At 34.1% G+C, this 17,236-nt stretch carries 32 protein-coding genes and 1 pseudogene; all 33 read right to left on the bottom strand.

Annotation, left to right across the window (positions count from 1 at the left end; translation table 11 throughout):
• Nucleotides 1–14: 14 nt before the first annotated feature.
• A complete protein-coding gene (rplM, locus tag RR409_RS07275) occupies nucleotides 15–449 on the bottom strand; it encodes a 50S ribosomal protein L13 (protein ID WP_332557077.1) in 435 nt (144 codons plus the stop codon).
• Nucleotides 450–570: 121 nt separating this feature from the next.
• Complete coding sequence (gene truA, locus RR409_RS07280) at nucleotides 571–1,335, bottom strand: tRNA pseudouridine(38-40) synthase TruA (RefSeq protein WP_332557078.1); 765 nt, start codon at nucleotides 1,333–1,335, stop codon at nucleotides 571–573.
• A 188-nt stretch (nucleotides 1,336–1,523) separates the two neighbouring features.
• On the bottom strand, nucleotides 1,524–2,321 hold the full coding sequence (locus RR409_RS07285) for an energy-coupling factor transporter transmembrane component T (protein WP_332557079.1): 798 nt from the start codon (nucleotides 2,319–2,321) through the stop codon (nucleotides 1,524–1,526).
• A gap of 175 nt (nucleotides 2,322–2,496) precedes the next feature.
• Nucleotides 2,497–3,366 (bottom strand): energy-coupling factor transporter ATPase, encoded by an 870-nt coding sequence (locus RR409_RS07290; protein ID WP_332557080.1) that lies wholly within the window; start codon nucleotides 3,364–3,366, stop codon nucleotides 2,497–2,499.
• Complete coding sequence (locus RR409_RS07295; protein ID WP_332557081.1) at nucleotides 3,351–4,253, bottom strand: energy-coupling factor transporter ATPase; 903 nt, start codon at nucleotides 4,251–4,253, stop codon at nucleotides 3,351–3,353. Before RR409_RS07295 ends, RR409_RS07290 begins: the two co-directional genes overlap by 16 nt.
• 215 nt (nucleotides 4,254–4,468) lie before the next feature.
• Nucleotides 4,469–4,810: a 50S ribosomal protein L17 gene (gene rplQ / locus RR409_RS07300; RefSeq protein ID WP_332557082.1), complete on the bottom strand. Its 342-nt coding sequence runs from the start codon at nucleotides 4,808–4,810 to the stop codon at nucleotides 4,469–4,471.
• A gap of 13 nt (nucleotides 4,811–4,823) precedes the next feature.
• Nucleotides 4,824–5,771, bottom strand: a complete 948-nt coding sequence (locus tag RR409_RS07305) for a DNA-directed RNA polymerase subunit alpha (RefSeq protein WP_332557083.1) — start codon at nucleotides 5,769–5,771, stop codon at nucleotides 4,824–4,826.
• Between the two features lie 63 nt (nucleotides 5,772–5,834).
• Nucleotides 5,835–6,455, bottom strand: a complete 621-nt coding sequence (gene rpsD, locus RR409_RS07310; RefSeq protein WP_332557084.1) for a 30S ribosomal protein S4 — start codon at nucleotides 6,453–6,455, stop codon at nucleotides 5,835–5,837.
• A 19-nt stretch (nucleotides 6,456–6,474) separates the two neighbouring features.
• The gene (rpsK, locus tag RR409_RS07315; protein ID WP_332557085.1) at nucleotides 6,475–6,867 is read right to left on the bottom strand and encodes a 30S ribosomal protein S11; all 393 of its coding nucleotides are present in this window, start codon (nucleotides 6,865–6,867) and stop codon (nucleotides 6,475–6,477) included.
• A 15-nt stretch (nucleotides 6,868–6,882) separates the two neighbouring features.
• On the bottom strand, nucleotides 6,883–7,251 hold the full coding sequence (gene rpsM / locus RR409_RS07320; RefSeq protein WP_332557086.1) for a 30S ribosomal protein S13: 369 nt from the start codon (nucleotides 7,249–7,251) through the stop codon (nucleotides 6,883–6,885).
• Between the two features lie 47 nt (nucleotides 7,252–7,298).
• Nucleotides 7,299–7,412 (bottom strand): 50S ribosomal protein L36, encoded by a 114-nt coding sequence (rpmJ, locus tag RR409_RS07325; protein ID WP_003373491.1) that lies wholly within the window; start codon nucleotides 7,410–7,412, stop codon nucleotides 7,299–7,301.
• A 15-nt stretch (nucleotides 7,413–7,427) separates the two neighbouring features.
• Complete coding sequence (gene infA / locus RR409_RS07330) at nucleotides 7,428–7,646, bottom strand: translation initiation factor IF-1 (protein ID WP_332557087.1); 219 nt, start codon at nucleotides 7,644–7,646, stop codon at nucleotides 7,428–7,430.
• Nucleotides 7,647–7,653: 7 nt separating this feature from the next.
• Nucleotides 7,654–7,935 carry an RNA-binding protein gene (locus RR409_RS07335; protein ID WP_332557088.1) on the bottom strand — a complete coding sequence of 94 codons (282 nt, stop codon included), beginning with the start codon at nucleotides 7,933–7,935 and terminating at the stop codon, nucleotides 7,654–7,656.
• 13 nt (nucleotides 7,936–7,948) lie between these two features.
• A complete protein-coding gene (gene map / locus RR409_RS07340) occupies nucleotides 7,949–8,695 on the bottom strand; it encodes a type I methionyl aminopeptidase (protein WP_332557089.1) in 747 nt (248 codons plus the stop codon).
• On the bottom strand, nucleotides 8,682–9,344 hold the full coding sequence (locus tag RR409_RS07345; RefSeq protein ID WP_332557090.1) for an adenylate kinase: 663 nt from the start codon (nucleotides 9,342–9,344) through the stop codon (nucleotides 8,682–8,684). Before RR409_RS07345 ends, map begins: the two co-directional genes overlap by 14 nt.
• A gap of 24 nt (nucleotides 9,345–9,368) precedes the next feature.
• Entirely contained in the window at nucleotides 9,369–10,649 is a 1,281-nt protein-coding gene (secY, locus tag RR409_RS07350; RefSeq protein ID WP_332557091.1) for a preprotein translocase subunit SecY, read from the bottom strand.
• Nucleotides 10,650–11,090, bottom strand: a complete 441-nt coding sequence (gene rplO, locus RR409_RS07355; RefSeq protein WP_332557092.1) for a 50S ribosomal protein L15 — start codon at nucleotides 11,088–11,090, stop codon at nucleotides 10,650–10,652.
• Nucleotides 11,091–11,107: 17 nt separating this feature from the next.
• The gene (gene rpmD / locus RR409_RS07360; protein ID WP_332557093.1) at nucleotides 11,108–11,287 is read right to left on the bottom strand and encodes a 50S ribosomal protein L30; all 180 of its coding nucleotides are present in this window, start codon (nucleotides 11,285–11,287) and stop codon (nucleotides 11,108–11,110) included.
• A 13-nt stretch (nucleotides 11,288–11,300) separates the two neighbouring features.
• Nucleotides 11,301–11,798 (bottom strand): 30S ribosomal protein S5, encoded by a 498-nt coding sequence (gene rpsE / locus RR409_RS07365; RefSeq protein WP_332557094.1) that lies wholly within the window; start codon nucleotides 11,796–11,798, stop codon nucleotides 11,301–11,303.
• A 17-nt stretch (nucleotides 11,799–11,815) separates the two neighbouring features.
• Nucleotides 11,816–12,178 (bottom strand): 50S ribosomal protein L18, encoded by a 363-nt coding sequence (gene rplR, locus RR409_RS07370; protein WP_332557095.1) that lies wholly within the window; start codon nucleotides 12,176–12,178, stop codon nucleotides 11,816–11,818.
• A gap of 32 nt (nucleotides 12,179–12,210) precedes the next feature.
• Nucleotides 12,211–12,750 carry a 50S ribosomal protein L6 gene (rplF, locus tag RR409_RS07375; RefSeq protein WP_332557096.1) on the bottom strand — a complete coding sequence of 180 codons (540 nt, stop codon included), beginning with the start codon at nucleotides 12,748–12,750 and terminating at the stop codon, nucleotides 12,211–12,213.
• Nucleotides 12,751–12,773: 23 nt separating this feature from the next.
• Nucleotides 12,774–13,172 (bottom strand): 30S ribosomal protein S8, encoded by a 399-nt coding sequence (gene rpsH / locus RR409_RS07380; RefSeq protein ID WP_332557097.1) that lies wholly within the window; start codon nucleotides 13,170–13,172, stop codon nucleotides 12,774–12,776.
• Between the two features lie 31 nt (nucleotides 13,173–13,203).
• Entirely contained in the window at nucleotides 13,204–13,389 is a 186-nt protein-coding gene (locus RR409_RS07385) for a type Z 30S ribosomal protein S14 (RefSeq protein ID WP_147520504.1), read from the bottom strand.
• Between the two features lie 15 nt (nucleotides 13,390–13,404).
• Nucleotides 13,405–13,947, bottom strand: coding sequence for a 50S ribosomal protein L5 (gene rplE / locus RR409_RS07390; RefSeq protein WP_332557098.1), 543 nt, complete (start codon nucleotides 13,945–13,947; stop codon nucleotides 13,405–13,407).
• Between the two features lie 22 nt (nucleotides 13,948–13,969).
• Nucleotides 13,970–14,284, bottom strand: coding sequence for a 50S ribosomal protein L24 (gene rplX / locus RR409_RS07395; protein ID WP_332557099.1), 315 nt, complete (start codon nucleotides 14,282–14,284; stop codon nucleotides 13,970–13,972).
• A 17-nt stretch (nucleotides 14,285–14,301) separates the two neighbouring features.
• Nucleotides 14,302–14,670 carry a 50S ribosomal protein L14 gene (gene rplN, locus RR409_RS07400; protein WP_332557100.1) on the bottom strand — a complete coding sequence of 123 codons (369 nt, stop codon included), beginning with the start codon at nucleotides 14,668–14,670 and terminating at the stop codon, nucleotides 14,302–14,304.
• Between the two features lie 24 nt (nucleotides 14,671–14,694).
• Entirely contained in the window at nucleotides 14,695–14,949 is a 255-nt protein-coding gene (gene rpsQ / locus RR409_RS07405) for a 30S ribosomal protein S17 (RefSeq protein ID WP_332557101.1), read from the bottom strand.
• A 21-nt stretch (nucleotides 14,950–14,970) separates the two neighbouring features.
• On the bottom strand, nucleotides 14,971–15,183 hold the full coding sequence (gene rpmC, locus RR409_RS07410; RefSeq protein ID WP_332557102.1) for a 50S ribosomal protein L29: 213 nt from the start codon (nucleotides 15,181–15,183) through the stop codon (nucleotides 14,971–14,973).
• Complete coding sequence (rplP, locus tag RR409_RS07415) at nucleotides 15,173–15,616, bottom strand: 50S ribosomal protein L16 (RefSeq protein WP_332557103.1); 444 nt, start codon at nucleotides 15,614–15,616, stop codon at nucleotides 15,173–15,175. Before rplP ends, rpmC begins: the two co-directional genes overlap by 11 nt.
• Nucleotides 15,617–15,643: 27 nt before the next feature.
• Nucleotides 15,644–16,309, bottom strand: coding sequence for a 30S ribosomal protein S3 (gene rpsC, locus RR409_RS07420; RefSeq protein ID WP_332557104.1), 666 nt, complete (start codon nucleotides 16,307–16,309; stop codon nucleotides 15,644–15,646).
• Nucleotides 16,310–16,325: 16 nt separating this feature from the next.
• Nucleotides 16,326–16,661, bottom strand: coding sequence for a 50S ribosomal protein L22 (gene rplV, locus RR409_RS07425; RefSeq protein WP_332557105.1), 336 nt, complete (start codon nucleotides 16,659–16,661; stop codon nucleotides 16,326–16,328).
• 22 nt (nucleotides 16,662–16,683) lie between these two features.
• Nucleotides 16,684–16,965 (bottom strand): 30S ribosomal protein S19, encoded by a 282-nt coding sequence (rpsS, locus tag RR409_RS07430; protein ID WP_021285430.1) that lies wholly within the window; start codon nucleotides 16,963–16,965, stop codon nucleotides 16,684–16,686.
• 65 nt (nucleotides 16,966–17,030) lie between these two features.
• Nucleotides 17,031–17,236: pseudogene (gene rplB, locus RR409_RS07435) on the bottom strand (50S ribosomal protein L2); the annotation flags it as partial.

Raw genomic sequence — 17,236 nt, forward strand, 5'->3', positions numbered from 1 at the left:
CCTCCCAACACTTACTAGTATTTTAACTCTAATACTTCTGGATTTTGAGCGTGGTTTTTGTGCTCTGGTCCTCTGTATACAGTTAATTTCTTAAGCATTTTTCTTCCTAGAACTCCTGTTGGAAGCATTCTTCTTACTGCTTCTTCAAATACGAATTCTGGTTTCTTTGCTATAGCTTCTCTGTATGGAGTCTCTTTAAGTCCACCTGGATAAAAAGAGTGATGTCTTAACATTTTTTGATCTAATTTCTTACCAGTTAAAACAATTTTTTCTGCATTAATTACTATAACAAAATCTCCTGTGTCAACATGTGGTGTAAATTCTGGTTTATTTTTTCCTCTTAATATTGAAGCTATTTGGCTTGCAGCTCTTCCTAAAGTCATTCCTTCAACGTCAACTACATACCATTTTCTTTGTACTTCATTTGGTTTTGCTAAGTATGATTTCATTGTATTCCCTCCCTGATATTTAACAGTATTAATTCTATGCTAAAGACCCGGGGCTAGTGGATCTTATACACAAGTTTTTATTATACAAACACGAATATTATAATACAATTTGCCACGTGTGTCAATTATTTATAATATTATTTACAATATTATTATAAAATACTTCTACAAGAGTTAACCCTTGCGGCGGTACGGATCTCCCTGCCCTAGCTCTTTCTTTTGAGTCTATAACTTCCTTTATATAACAAGGTTTGATTTTTTTGCATCCTACCTCTAATAAAGTTCCTACTATTATTCTTGCCATATTATATAAAAACCCATCGGCAGAAATATAAATTTTTATACGATTATTCATCTCTTCAACTTCAATAGAATATATAGTTCTAACTGAAGTTTGTACAGAACTCCCTAAGTTCCGAAAGGCAGCAAAATCATGTTTACCAATAAAATACTTACTACCTTCTTTAATGAGAGCTATATCAAGCTCACCTTTATAGTGATATACATAATTTCTATCTAAAGCACCTCTAACTGGTGTGTTTAAAATAGTATAGCAATACATTTTTCCCTTGCTATTATACCTAGCATGAAAGTCTTGAGACACCTCATTTGAACTTAACACAACAATGTCTTCGGGTAATTTATTATTTAGAGCTTCCCTAAACTTTTCCCCTGGTATACTGCTAGAGGTATTAAAGTTACAAACATAACCTTTAGCGTGCACCTTGCTATCGGTTCTACTACATCCTATTACAGATATATTTTCACCTACTAGGCTTTCAAGTGCTTTCTCTAGTGTACCCTGAATGGTAATAGCATTATTTTGCTTTTGCCATCCAAAGTAATTAGTTCCATCATACTCTAATACTAATTTAATATTTCTCATATATTCACCCTTGCATCTATAATAATATCAACTAATAGCAATTATACTATAGTGTTTGTTTTACTAAGGAGCAATTGCTGTCTACTCCTAGCTTAATAGGAGTTAAGCATTAATTATATAGGTTAAAACTAAATCTTTTCCCCCATACATTTAGTGCCTTTGCTATGTTAATCATTCATTATATAAGGTTAAAATCTCATAACAATTATTATGATTGTTAGAACAATAAATATGGTAATTGCTATTCCATCTCTATAAGAAAGCTTTAAAATCTTCATTCTAGTTCTTCCTTCTCCCCCTCTGTAGCATCTAGCTTCCATAGCCATTGCTAACTCATCGGCTCTTCTAAAAGAGCTAATAAATAAGGGTACTAAAAGAGGAATAAGATTTTTAGCCCTTTGAACAAGATTTCCACTTTCAAAATCAGCACCTCTTGCTTTCTGTGCTTTCATAATTTTATCAGTTTCATCCATTAATGTAGGTATAAATCTCAGAGCTATTGTCATCATCATAGCCAACTCATGAGCTGGAACTCCAATCTTCTTATAAGGATTTAAGAGTTTTTCTATCCCATCAGTAAGCTCTATTGGAGATGTAGTTAAAGTCAATAAAGATGTACCTATAATTAAGAATGTTAATCTCAGTATCATAAATATTGCTAAAATAATACCTTCCTTATAAACTTTCAAAAAACCTAGGGAATATAATAAAGTATCTCCTCTTGTTAGAAACACATTAAAAAGAGCAGTAATTAGCATCAGCACAAATATAGGTTTTAAACCCTTATATATGTATCTCAATTGAATCTTAGAAACAAAAATGGCTAATGCTGTAAATAGAAATATAAAAATATATCCCTGAAAATCCTTAACTAAAAATAAATCAATAATAAATAATATTGATAACATTATTTTTACTCTTGGATCTAGTTTATGTACAAAAGAATTACCAGGGACATATTGACCTATTGTAATATCTTTAATCATATCTACGCCTCCAAAGTGTACCAAAAGGCAGAATTAGTTCTTAGGTATCTAAAATATATAACAAGTCAAAGATATTTTGGTTATATTGCACCATACTTAAAAATATATTCTAATGACACTTTATCGTCAATTGATATTTTCAAGATGCTTGCCACAGAATAAACCTAGATACTCACTAGTTACTTTCTGAAGATGCCTTAGTTAAGGTTCTTAGTATTTCTTGTTTAGCTTGTTCTAATGTAAAAATGTCATCAGACAAGTTAAATCCCTTTTTATTAAGTTCTCTTATAAGGTAAGTTACTTGAGGAACTGCTAACCCTACACTTTCAAGAGTACTAATTTCTTTAAAGATTTTTTGTGGTGGACCATCAAGAATACATTGACCATTTTCCATAACTAAAATTCTATTTGCAACCTTTGCAACATCCTCCATACTATGAGACACCAAAATTATGGTCATGTTATAAGCCTTATGCAATGATGATATTTGACCAAGAATTTCATCTCTACCCTTTGGATCTAGTCCTGCAGTAGGTTCATCTAAAATTAATACCTTTGGCTCCATAGCTACCACTCCTGCAATAGCTACTCTTCTTTTTTGTCCTCCACTCAATTCAAAGGGAGATTTATTCCTATATTCTTCATAATCTAACCCAACAATGTTCATTGCTCTTATAACTCTTTCCCTAATTTCACTTTCGTTTAAGCCAAGGTTTCTAGGTCCAAAAGCAATATCTTTTTCAATAGTTTCTTCAAAAAGTTGATGTTCTGCATATTGAAATACAAGGCCTACTTTTTTTCTTATTTCAGAAAGCTTTACTCCAGCTGCTGTAATATCAACACCATCCACTATGATTTTTCCTTTGTTTGGCTTTAATAATCCATTCATATGCTGTATAAGTGTTGATTTTCCAGAACCTGTATGCCCAATTAACGCAAGAAAGTCCCCATCATTTATTTCAACATTAATATTATCTAAAGCAGTTTTTTCAAAGGGTGTCTTCTCCATGTATACATGAGTTAAGTTTTCTATCTTAATTGACATAATTCATTCACCATCTCATCTATTGTTAATATATGATTATCAATAGATATTCCTGATTTATTTAATTCATAGGCTAGTTCTGTCATTTCTGGAACATCTAGTCCTAATCTTTTCATTGTATCAACTTGCATAAAAACATCCTTTGGTGTTCCCTCTATAACAACCTTTCCAGAGTCCATAACATATATTCTATCTGCTTCAACGGCTTCTTCCATATAATGAGTAATTAATACGATTGTTATGCCATCTTTTTTGTTGAGCTCTGTAATGGTTTTAATTACTTCTCTTCTTCCTGATGGATCTAACATTGCTGTAGGCTCATCTAATACAATACACTCAGGCTTCATTGCTAAAATCCCTGCGATAGCTACTCTTTGTTTTTGACCTCCAGATAATAGATGTGGTCCATGATTCTTATATTTATACATATTAACTTTTTTTAGAGATTCATCAACTCTTCTTCTTATTTCTTCTGGAGCAACACCTAAATTTTCAGGTCCAAAAGCTACATCTTCTTCAACTATTGTAGCAACAATTTGATTGTCAGGATTCTGAAACACCATTCCTGCTTTACTTCTAACATTCCATAGGTTTTGTTCTTTACTTGTATCATATCCTGATACATATAGCTTTCCATCTGTTGGAATTAATAGTGCATTAATATGTTTTGCAAAAGTTGATTTTCCTGATCCATTATGCCCCAAGACAACTACAAATTCACCTTTGTTGATTGTAATATCAACATTGTCTATTGCTACCTTTACGTTGCCTTCACTATCTGGTGGATAGGTAAACTTCAACCCTTTGCTAATTATTTCATGAACTATACTTTCATTTTCTATAGAACTTTGAGGGTCATTTGTCCCAATGCCATTACTCTTATTCATCTCATTATCCCTCCATAGAGAGCAAATTTTTCTTTATACTATATGAGACAAGTTAATTTTGCCTAGCATTTTGAAAACAAATTAACTTACCATAAGAACTTATTTTTAATAATCTAGTCAACAATATCATAATCTAAAGACCTTACTTTAAAATATATTGCTAAAACTATAATAAAATGGGGACTAAGCTAGGCATACTTAATCCCCTGGAATTACTATACTAATTCTAATATAACAACTTCTGCTCCGTCGCCTCTTCTTGGACCCACTTTCATTATTCTAGTGTATCCACCATTTCTTTCAGCATACTTTGGAGCTATGTTTTCAAATAAATTGCTAACAACTTCCTCTTCAGTAACAAATGCAAGCACTTGTCTTCTAGCGTGAAGATCTCCTCTTTTAGCAAGAGTAATCATTTTCTCAGCTAATCTTTTAGTTTCTTTAGCTCTAGTAACAGTTGTTTCTATTTTACCGTGCTTTAAAAAACTAGTTGTAAGATTTCTAAGCATCGCCATTCTTTGATCAGTCGGACGTCCTAACTTACGTTGCATTGCCATGTCTATACCTCCCTTACTCCTCGCTTGGTTTAAAGGATAAACCTAAAGCTTCAAGTTTTTGTTCAACCTCTTCAAGAGATTTCTTTCCTAAGTTTCTAACTTTCATCATATCATCCATTGATCTCTCTGTTAACTCTTGAACTGTATTTATTCCAGCTCTCTTTAAACAGTTAAAGCTTCTAACAGAAAGGTCAAGTTCTTCTATAGTCATTTCTAGAACTTTTTCTTTCTTATCTTCCTCTTTTTCAACCATTATTTCAACATTATCAGCATGATCTGTTAATGTCATAAATAGTTTAAAGTGTTCAATTAGAATCTTAGCTGATAAACCTATTGCTTCATCAGGTCTAATAGTTCCATTTGTCCAAATTTCTATAGTCAATTTATCATAATCTGTAATTTGTCCTACTCTTGTATTTTCAACAGTGTAGTTAACTCTCTTAACAGGAGTATAAATTGAGTCTACAGGTATAGTAGCGATTGGTTTGTCTTCAGTTTTGTTTTTGCTCTGAGAAACATAACCTCTGCCCTTATTAACATTAAGTTCCATATATAGTCTAGCGTCATCATCTAAAGTTGCGATATGGATATCCTTATCAACTACTTCAACATCTCCGTCAGTTCTTATATCTGCACCAGTAACCTCACCTGGTCCTTGTGCATCGATATATATTGTTCTTGAACCTTCACCTGTCATTTTCAGTGCTAAACCTTTAACGTTAAGAATTAACTCTGCAACATCCTCTTTTACTCCATGTATAGTTGAAAACTCATGTAGTACACCATCTATTTTAATTGAGTTGGCAGCAACCCCAGGTAAAGAAGAAAGAAGAATTCTTCTTAATGCATTACCTAAAGTTATACCATAACCTCTCTCTAATGGTTCTATAACAAATTTGCCATATGTACCATTTTCAGCGGTTTCAACACATTCTATTTTTGGTTTTTCTATTTCTAACATATATAACCCTCCTTTTATATTTTGTGGTTTTTTTATATTGAGGGCAACTGATTGAATTATTGACTATTTGCTGTATAACTCAACGATTAATGTTTCGTTAACAGGAATGTCTATATCTTCTCTTGCTGGTAATGATACAACTTTACCTTCGTAAGTTGCTACATCTCCTTGTAACCAGTTAGGTAGAGTTTTTGGATTCTCAGCGAATACTTTGAACTTCTCAGAAGCTCTGCTCTTTTCTCTAACTGCTATAACATCTCCAGCTCCAACGCTGTATGATGCGATGTCAACCTTTTTACCATTTACTAAGAAATGTCCATGGTTAACTAATTGTCTAGCTTCAGTTCTTGAGTTACCGTATCCTAATCTGTAAACAACATTATCAAGTCTTAATTCAAGAAGTCTTAATAAGTTTTCACCTGTGATACCTCTTTGTTTATCAGCCTTTTCATAGTATTTTCTGAATTGGCTTTCAAGAACTCCATATATTCTCTTAGCTTTTTGTTTTTCTCTTAATTGTGTTCCGTAGTTTGACATTTTCTTTCTACTTTGACCGTGTTGTCCTGGTGCGTATCCTCTTCTGGTGAACGCACAGCTCTCTGTAAAGCATCTATCACCTTTAAGGAAAAGCTTTAGGCCTTCTCTTCTGCAAAGTCTGCAAACTGGTCCAGTATATCTTGCCATAAATTACACCTCCTGTTGATTAAACTCTTCTTCTTTTTGGTGGTCTACATCCGTTGTGAGGAATTGGAGTTACGTCTTTAATTAGTGTAACTTCTAATCCAGCAGCTTGTAATGATCTAATTGCTGCTTCTCTTCCAGCTCCTGGTCCTTTAACGTAAACTTCTACACTCTTTAAGCCATGCTCCATTGCTGCTTTAGCTGCTGTTTCAGCTGCCATTTGCGCTGCGTATGGAGTGCTTTTTCTTGAACCTCTAAATCCTAATCCACCTGCACTAGCCCATGACAATGCATTTCCTGCTGCGTCAGTAAGTGTAACGATGGAATTGTTGAAAGTAGATTTAATGTGTGCAGCACCGTGCTCAACATTTTTTCTTTCTTTTTTTCTTCTACTTCTTTTAACTTTTTGAGCCATTGTATTCCCTCCTTACTATTTCTTCTTACCAGCCATTGTTTTTTTAGGGCCTTTTCTTGTTCTTGCGTTAGTTTTTGTCTTTTGTCCTCTTACTGGAAGTCCTCTTCTATGTCTAATACCTCTGTAGCATCCAACTTCCATAAGTCTCTTAATATCTAAAGCAACTTTTCTTCTTAAGTCACCTTCAACTAGTATGCTCTTGTTTATATAGTCTCTTAAAGCATTAACTTCATCTTCAGTTAAATCCTTAATTCTTGTATCAGGATTTACTCCTGTAGCTTCAAGTATTTCATGTGACTTTGGTAGTCCTATACCAAATATATAAGTTAGACCTATCTCAACTCTCTTTTCTTTTGGTAGGTCAACACCTGCTATTCTTGCCATCTACAACTTACACCTCCTAAGTATTTCTACTTCCTAATTGCTATATACTAGCCTTGTTTTTGTTTATGTTTAGGATTTTCACAGATAACCATTACTCTTCCTTTTCTTTTTATAACTTTACATTTTTCACATATAGGTTTAACTGATGGTCTTACCTTCATAGCTAACCCTCCTTATTACTTATCTCTCCAAGTTATTCTCCCACGAGTCAAATCATATGGAGAAAGCTCTACTGTAACCTTATCGCCTGGCAAAATTCTAATAAAATTCATTCTTAATTTTCCAGAGATATGTGCTAATATTTTATGCCCACTCTCTAGCTCAACTTGAAACATTGCGTTTGGTAGTGTTTCTACAACTACCCCTTGCATTTCAATAACATCATCTTTTGACATAAGGTAATCAAACCTCCTCAATTTTATCCTCAACCTGCAAAAATCTTCTAATCTTAGAATTACTAACTTTTTCATTGCTTAAAAGTAGTTCTCTAAATTCTTTTGCCACAATATCTTTAAAAATTAAATGCTTAATTTTTTTCTTCTTGGGCTTTTCAATTTTTCTAAGGTCTCCGTCTGAAATATAGACATAATTAGTGTCAATTATACCCACTATTATAAAGTATCTATCTTTATCTCTACCTGATTTAGAATGTACTACCTTACCTATAAGGCTGTTATCATTCACCCTAGTCACCTCATCAGCTCAAAGTTAGTATTTCAGGACCATTATTTGTTATAGCTACAGTGTTCTCATAATGTGCCGATAGGCTTCCATCACTTGTAACTACTGTCCATCCATCCGGTTTAATTTTTACTTTGTAATTTCCTATGTTAATCATAGGTTCAATTGCAAGTACCATACCATGTGCTAACTTGGGTCCCTTACCAGCAACACCGTAATTAGGAACTTGTGGATCCTCATGCATAGATTTGCCAATACCATGACCGACAAAATCTCTAACCACAGAGTATCCAAAGCTTTCAGCGTGCTTTTGCACAGCTGACGATATGTCGGTAAGTCTATTACCGACTTTAGCCTGTTCTACAGCTTTAAAGAAACTTTCTTTTGTTACCTCTATAAGTTTTTGTGCTTCTTCGGATATATTTCCTACTGGAAAAGTCCTTGCAGCATCTCCATGATAGCCGTTAAGTATTGCACCACAATCAATACTAATAATGTCTCCGTCGTTTAATACCCTATTACCAGGTATTCCATGAATTACTACATCATTAACTGATGCACATATGGATGCCGGAAAACCACCATAACCTTTAAAGGATGGGATTGCACCATACGATAATATGAACTCTTCAGCTAATTTATCAATTTCTGCAGTGGTTATTCCAGGTGTTATTACCTTTTCTATCATTGCAAGGGTTTCAGCAACAACTCTACCTGCATTTCTCATATATATTAATTCCATATCACTTTTAATTGCTATCACTATTTATCGCTCCTAAGATACCACAGATATTCTTAAAAACATCATTAATAGCTTGAGTTCCATCAACCTGTGATAATAAACTTTTTCTAGTATAATAATTTATTAACGGTTGGGTCTGAGCATCATAAATATCAAGACGTTCTCTTACTGTTTCCTCAGTATCATCTTCCCTTTGAATTACAACGCTTCCGCAAATATCGCATTTCCCTGTAATTTTAGTTGGATTATATTTCATATGATAACTAGCTCCACAAGTAGTACATACCCTACGTCCTGTCATTCTATCTATAATAAAATCTTTTGGAACTTTTATTAATAAAGCTGTATCAAGTTTTTCCCCTCTTTCATTAAGCATGATTTCCAAGGCTTCGGCTTGATTTACAGTTCTAGGATAGCCATCAAGTAAGAAACCATTATTGCAGTCTTCTTCATCTAATCTATCCTTAATGATATCTATGGTTAACTTATCGGGAACTAGATGCCCTTTATCAATATATTTCTTAGCTTCGATTCCTAGAGGAGTTTGATCAGAAATATTCTTTCTAAAAATATCCCCAGTGGATATATGCGGTATGGAGTACTTATTACTTATTGATTTAGCTTGTGTTCCTTTTCCGGCTCCCGGAGGACCTAATAAAATTATCTTCACTAGTATCAACTCCAAAACAATTTTTTATTTAAGGAACCCTTGGTAATGTCTCATTACTAATTGTGACTGCAGCTGTTTCAACGTCTCTACTGAAACACTAACCATGATTAGCAAACTGGTACCACCAAAAGTAATTCCTTTGAAATTACTATAAGCTCCAGCCAATATTGGCACAACTGCTATAATAGCCGCAAAAGTTCCACCTAATATAGCCACTCTAGTTAATACTTTTTCTAAATATGTTGCAGTCTTGTCACCTGGTCTTATTCCTGGTATAAATCCTGATGATTTGTTCATATTCTCAGCCATTTCATCTGGTTTAAACGTTATTAGCGTGTAGAACCATGCAAAGAACAGAATCAATACAAAATATGCTATTGCATATTTTAAGGATGTACTTTGGAATATGCTCCAAGGACTTGTTGTAATAAATTTTGCAAAAGAAGAATTTGGCCATATTTGAGCAATTGTCTCTGGGAATGACATCAACGACATAGCAAAAATTATTGACATAACTCCAGAGGAGTTTAAGCTAATTGGTATGTGAGTTGATTGTCCCTTTATAACTTTTCTTCCAACTGCCTTTCCTGCGTATTGCACAGGAATTCTTCTTTCAGCTAAGCTTATAACAATTACTGTAACTAATAATGCTAATGCTACTGCTATAAATATTATAACCTCTACTGGACTAACGGTTTTTGCACTTAGAAGTCCCATAATTTGATAAACTGTTGTAGGTAATGAAGAAATGATATTTACAAAGATAATCACAGAAACACCATTACCTAATCCATAAACAGTGATTTGTTCTCCAATCCAAACTAAAAGCACTGAACCTGCTGTCATAGTCAATAAAATAAAGAATAATCCTGTTTTTCCATCCAGTGCAATTGCACCTGAGTTTGCTATTAATGCATACATGGCATAAGCTTGAATTACAGCAAATACTAATGCCGCATACTTAGTGTAGTTTTGTATTTTCTTTCTTCCTTCTTGACCTTCCTTAGAAAGTTGTTCCAAATAAGGAATTGCTATTGTTAACAATTGAAGTATGATTGATGCGTTGATGTATGGTCCCACTCCTAAAGCAAATATACTAAATTTACTAAAGGCTCCACCAGAAATCATATCATAAAAACTCAATAATGAACCTGAGTTATTCGTTAAGTTAACTAGCTTGCTGGTATCTACTCCTGGTACTGGTATAAATATACCTAATCTAAATATTACTACGATAAGCAACGTGAATAGCATTCTCTTTCTAAGCTCTGGAACTTTCCAAGCATTTCGTAGGGTTGATAACATCTATATCACCTCAACTTTTCCTCCTGCTGCTTCAATTTTCTCTGCTGCAGCTTTAGAAATCTTATTAGCTTTAACAGTTAAATTCTTTTCAAGATTACCGTTACCAAGAATTTTTATTCCATCATTTAATTTTTTAACCATTCCTGATTGAAGAAGTAATTCTGGAGTAATCTCTGTTCCATTCTCGAATATGTTTAATCTATCTACATTAATACAAGTATATTCTTTAGCAAATATATTTGTAAATCCTCTCTTAGGCAGTCTTCTGTATAAAGGCATTTGTCCTCCCTCAAATCCTGGTCTTACTCCGCCACCAGATCTTGAGTTTTGTCCCTTTTGACCTTTACCAGCACTTTTACCCCAACCTGAACCAGTACCTCTACCAATTCTCTTAGGAGATTTTTTTGAACCTTCTGCAGGTCTTAAATCATGAAGTCTCATATTTACACCTCCTTAAATTACATTTCTTCTACTTTTAATAGATAACTAACTTTATTAATCATACCTCTTATTTGAGGAGTTGCCTCGTGCTCAACAGTTTTTCCTATTTTTCTTAATCCAAGAGCTGATACTGTAGCAATATGATCTTTTTTTCTACCAATTGTGCTCTTTGCTAGTGTAATTTTAACTTTAGCCAAGGTGATTCCCCTCCTATCCTAAAATCTCTTCAACAGTTTTGCCTCTAAGTTTTGCAACTTGCTCCGCTGTTCTTAAATTTGCTAATCCATTGATTGTAGCATTAACCATGTTTCTTGGGTTATTAGATCCTAAAGACTTAGCTCTAACATCTTTTAATCCTGCAAGCTCAAGGACTGCTCTTGCTGGTCCTCCAGCAATAACTCCAGTTCCTTCTGAAGCTGGCATAATGTGAACTACACCAGTACCGAACTTACCATCTATTGTATGTGGAACTGTTGTTCCAACTAATTCAACTTTTACAAGGTTTTTCTTAGCGTCTTCTATACCTTTTCTTATTGCTTCTGGTATTTCAACAGATTTACCCATACCAACACCAACGTGTCCGTTCTCATCACCAACAACAACTAGTGCGCTGAATCTGAAGTTTCTACCACCTTTAACAACCTTAGCAACTCTGTTTATGTGTACAACTTTTTCCTTAAGATCAAGTGTGCTAGGATCAATTTTCATGTGTTTCCCTCCTTTTTTTAGAATTGAAGCCCTGCTTCTCTTGCACCTTCAGCTAGCATTTGAACTCTTCCGTGATATATATATCCACCTCTATCAAATACTACTTCAGTAATTCCTTTTTCTATTGCTTTTTTAGCTATTAACTCACCAACCATTTTAGCAGATTCTTTATTGCTTCCAACGTTTAGTGTAAAATCTTTTTCTAAGCTTGATGCAGCTACTAATGTTCTTCTTGCTACGTCATCAATTAACTGAGCGTATATGTTCTTTTCACTTCTATATACTGCTAATCTTGGTCTTGCAGCTGTTCCATGAACTTTTTTACGAACTCTTAAATGACGTTTTTCTCTTGATAGTTTTCTATCAGATTTGTTGAACATGTAATTCACTCCTTTCTATTTTCAATTATCTATTACTTACCAGTTTTACCTTCTTTACGTCTGATAACTTCGTCAGAGTATTTAATACCTTTACCTTTGTATGGCTCTGGTTTTCTCCAAGCTCTTATGTCAGCAGCTACCGCTCCAACTAATTGCTTGTTTATGCCTCTTACGATTATAGTGTTAGCATCAGGAGTTTCAAAAGTAATTCCTTCTACTGCTTCTATTTCTACTGGGTGTGAGAATCCAAGGTTTAATCCTATATTCTTACCTTTAAGTGTTGCTCTATATCCAACACCAACTAATTGTAATGTTTTAGCGAAACCATTAGTTACCCCAATTACCATATTATTTATTAATGCTCTTGTTAATCCGTGAAGAGCTCTATGTTCTCTTACATCGCTTGGTCTTGTAACAACCACTGAATTATCTTCAATAGCTATGTTAATACTCTTTGCCATTGATTCAGTTAGTTCACCTTTAGGTCCCTTAACTGTAACAACGTTGTCTGGTGTTACTGTAACTGTTACACCACTAGGTATAGCTATTGGAAGTCTTCCTATTCTTGACATAATTGCACCTCCTGTTCAATAAACTACCAGATATAGCAGATAACTTCTCCACCTAATCCTAATTTTCTAGCTTCTCTATCTGCAACGATTCCTTTAGAAGTTGATATAACAGCAACTCCAAGTCCGTTTAGCACCTTTGGAATATCTTCATTCTTAGAGTAAACTCTTAATCCTGGTTTAGATATTCTCTTTAATCCTGTGATAACTCTTTCTCTGTTTTGACCATACTTCATTGTAAGTCTTAACATCGGAACAGATCCATCTTGATATTCTTCTATATTTTTAAGATATCCTTCTTGAAGCATTATATTTGCGATAGCCTTCTTTATAGTTGAAGAAGGAACCTCTACTATTTCATGTCTAACAATATTTGCATTTCTTATACGCGTTAGCAAATCTGCGATAGGGTCAGTCATAACCATTTGTTGTGCCTCCTTTCATATGTTCTGTATATTACCAACTTGCCTTCTTGCATCCAGGAATTTGTCCTTTGTAAGCAAGTTCTCTGAAACAAATACGGCAAATACCAAATTTCTTTAATACAGAGTGTGGTCTTCCACATAATCTGCATCTAGAGTAAGCTCTAGTTGAATATTTAGGCTCTTTTTTCCACTTTTCTATTAAAGCTTTACGTGCCACGTAATTCCCTCCTTATTACTGAGCAAATGGCATTCCAAGGAATCTTAATAACTCTCTTGCTTCCTCGTCTGTCTTTGCACTAGTTACGAATATTATATCCATTCCTCTAACTTTGTCGATTTTATCGTACTCAACTTCTGGGAATATTAATTGCTCCTTAATTCCTAATGCGTAGTTACCTCTACCATCAAATGACTTTGAAGGAACCCCTCTGAAGTCTCTAACTCTTGGTAAAGCAATGTTCATTAATTTATCTGCGAATTCGAACATTTTGTTTTTTCTTAATGTAACTTTGCAACCTATTGGCATATTTTCTCTTAATTTAAAGTTCGCTACTGATTTTTTTGCTCTTGTTAAAACTGGCTTTTGTCCAGTGATTAATTGCATATCAGCTAGCGCAGCGTCTAAAACCTTAGCGTTATCTTTAGCTTCTCCAACACCCATGTTTAAAACTATTTTCTCAAGCTTTGGAACTTCCATGATATTTTTGTATCCGAACTTCTCCATCATAGCTTGAACTACTTCATTATTATATTTTTCTTGTAGTCTTGCAACCATTAGTTAAACCTCCTTTCGCGAATTAGAATGTTTCTCCGCACTTTTTGCACACTCTTACTTTTGTGCCATCTTCTAATACTTTATTGCTTATTCTAGTTACACTTTTGCATTTGTTGCAGTATAACATTACTTTTGAACTGTTTATAGCTCCTTCAAAATGAACTATTCCACCTTGCATATTTTCTCTGTTTGGTTTTTGGTGTTTTGTTACAACATTTACGTCTTTAACAACAACTTTTCCAGTTTTAGGATAAACAGCTAATACTTCTCCTGTTTTACCTTTATCTTTTCCTGAAATAACCATTACAGTATCGTTTTTTCTAACATGAACTTTCATTATAGCTACCTCCTATCCTATAGTACTTCAGGTGCTAGTGACAGAATCTTAGTAAATTCTTTATCTCTTAGCTCCCTAGCAACAGGTCCGAAGATACGAGTTCCTTTTGGATTTTTATCTTCTTTTATAATAACAGCTGCGTTCTCATCAAATCTGATATAAGTCCCGTCTGCTCTTCTTAAACCCTTAACTGATCTAACAATAACTGCTTTTACAACGTCACCTTTTTTAACAACTCCACCTGGTGTTGCACTTTTAACGCTAGCAACAATTATATCTCCTATGTTTCCCCATTTTCTATGAGATCCACCTAGTACTCTAATACACATTATCTCTTTAGCACCAGAGTTATCTGCTACTTTTAGTAATGTTTGTTGTTGTATCATGTTAAATACCCTCCTTTCGGTTAACTATTTAGCTCTTTCCATGATTTCAACAAGTCTCCATCTCTTATCTTTAGATAATGGTCTTGTTTCCATTATTAATACTCTATCGTTAACATTTGCTTCATTATTTTCATCATGAGCCTTAAATTTTGTTGTTCTGTTTACTGTTTTACCATATAGTGGGTGTCTAACTTTAGTTTCAACTGCTACCACTATTGTTTTATCCATTTTATTAGAAACAACTTTTCCAATTCTAGTTTTTCTATTTCCTCTTTCCACAAGACGAACCTCCTTTCAGTATTACTGCTCAAAAGCCCTTAATTCTTCTTCTCTAAGGATGGTTTTAATTTGGGCTATAGATTTTTTAACCTGTTTTATTCTCATTGGATTTTCTAACTGTCCTGTTGCTAATTGAAATCTGAGGTTAAATAATTCTGTTTTAAGGTCAGTTAATCTTGCATTTAAATCTTGAGGAGTACTTTGTCTCAAATCTTTTAATTCATTAGCCTTCATTGAATTCACCACCCATTTCCTCAAAATCTCTTCTTGTTACAAACTTAGTTGTAACTGGAAGTTTGTGAGATGCTAGTCTCATAGCTTCTCTAGCAGCTTCTTCTGTTACTCCAGATATTTCAAATAATACTCTACCTGGTTTAACTACTGCAACCCAGTACTCTGGTGAACCTTTACCGGAACCCATACGTGTTTCAGCAGGTTTTTCTGTAACTGGTTTATCAGGGAAGATTTTTATAAAAACCTTTCCTCCTCTTTTTACATATCTATTTATAGCAATTCTGGCAGATTCAATTTGGTTACTTGTAATCCATCCACATTCAGTTGCTTGTAATGCAAAGTCTCCGTATGCTATGAAGTTACCTCTTGTAGCCTTACCTTTCATTCTACCACGTTGTACCTTACGATGTTTAACTCTTTTAGGCATTAACATGTCAAATTCCTCCTTCCTTACACGTTATTATGCGTTAGCTTCTTCCTTCTGAACTTTCTTAACTGGAAGAACTTCTCCTCTATAAACCCAAACTTTAACACCAATTTTTCCGTAGATTGTATCTGCTTCAGCAAATCCATAATCGATGTCAGCTCTTAGAGTTTGTAGTGGAATTGTTCCTTCGTGATATTGCTCAGTTCTAGCGATCTCAGCTCCGCCTAATCTTCCTGCACAAGCTGTTTTAACTCCCTTAACGCCAGTTCTCATAGCTCTTTGAATTGTTTGTTTCATAGCTCTTCTAAAAGATATTCTCTTTTCTAATTGAGCAGCTATGTTTTCAGCCATAAGTTGAGCATTGTTTTCTGGAGCTTTAACTTCTACTATATTGATTAGAACGTTTTTATCCATAACAATTTTCTTTAATTCTACTTTTAATGCTTCTATACCTTGACCGCCTCTTCCTATAACCATACCTGGTTTAGCAGTATGTATATTAACTTTAACTCTTTTTGCAGCTCTTTCAATTTCTATTTTAGATATTCCAGCTGTAAATAGTTTTTCTTTTAAATACTCTCTAATTTGGTTATCTTCAACTAGATTGTCTGCAAAGTTTTTCTTGTTTGCATACCATTTAGAATCCCAATCTTTGATTACACCAACTCTTAGGCCGTGTGGATGTACTTTTTGTCCCACTCTATATCCCTCCTTCTTATGCTCTTTCTTTAACTACTAGAGTTATATGACTAGTTCTTTTATTTATTCTAAATGCTCTACCTTGAGCATGTGGTCTAAATCTCTTTAATATTGGACCTGCACCAGTATGTGCATCCGCAACATATAGTCTAGTTCTGTCTAAATTTAAATTATTCTCTGCATTTGCAACAGCTGATTTTAAAACTTTGTTTACAACCACTGCTGCGTCCTTTGGAGTATATTGTAATATAGCAAAAGCTTCATTTACATTTTTTCCTCTAATTAAATCAAGAACTATACCAATTTTCATTGGAGACATTCTTATATATCTAGCTATAGCTTTAGCTTCCATTGTTAGTTTCCTCCTTCCCGTACTATCTCACTTTGCTTGATTTAGCCTTATCAATGTGACCCTTGAAAGTTCTAGTTAAAGCAAACTCTCCTAATTTGTGTCCAACCATATCTTCTTGAACGTATACTGGAACGTGCTTTCTTCCATCATGAACAGCGATAGTGTGACCTATCATTTGTGGGAAAATTGTAGAACTTCTTGACCAAGTTTTTATAACTTTTTTCTCACCATTTTTGTTCATTTCATTAATTTTATTTAAAAGTGATTCTTGTACAAAAGGTCCTTTTTTAATTGATCTACTCACGATTAGTGGCCTCCCTTCATGCAACATCTTGGTAATTAAGAAGAGAATAGATTATTCTCTTCTGATTACTTACTATTTCTCTTTTTAACAATAAATTTGTCAGAGTATTTTTTATTCTTTCTTGTCTTATATCCAAGAGCTGGTTTACCCCATGGAGTAAGTGGACTTGCGTGTCCGATTGGAGATTTACCTTCTCCACCACCGTGTGGGTGATCGCAAGGGTTCATTACAGAACCTCTAACTGTAGGTCTGATACCCATATGTCTTTTTC

Origin of the sequence: Clostridium sp., assembly GCF_036642255.1 — a bacterium.
Lineage (GTDB): Bacteria > Bacillota > Clostridia > Clostridiales > Clostridiaceae > Clostridium_J.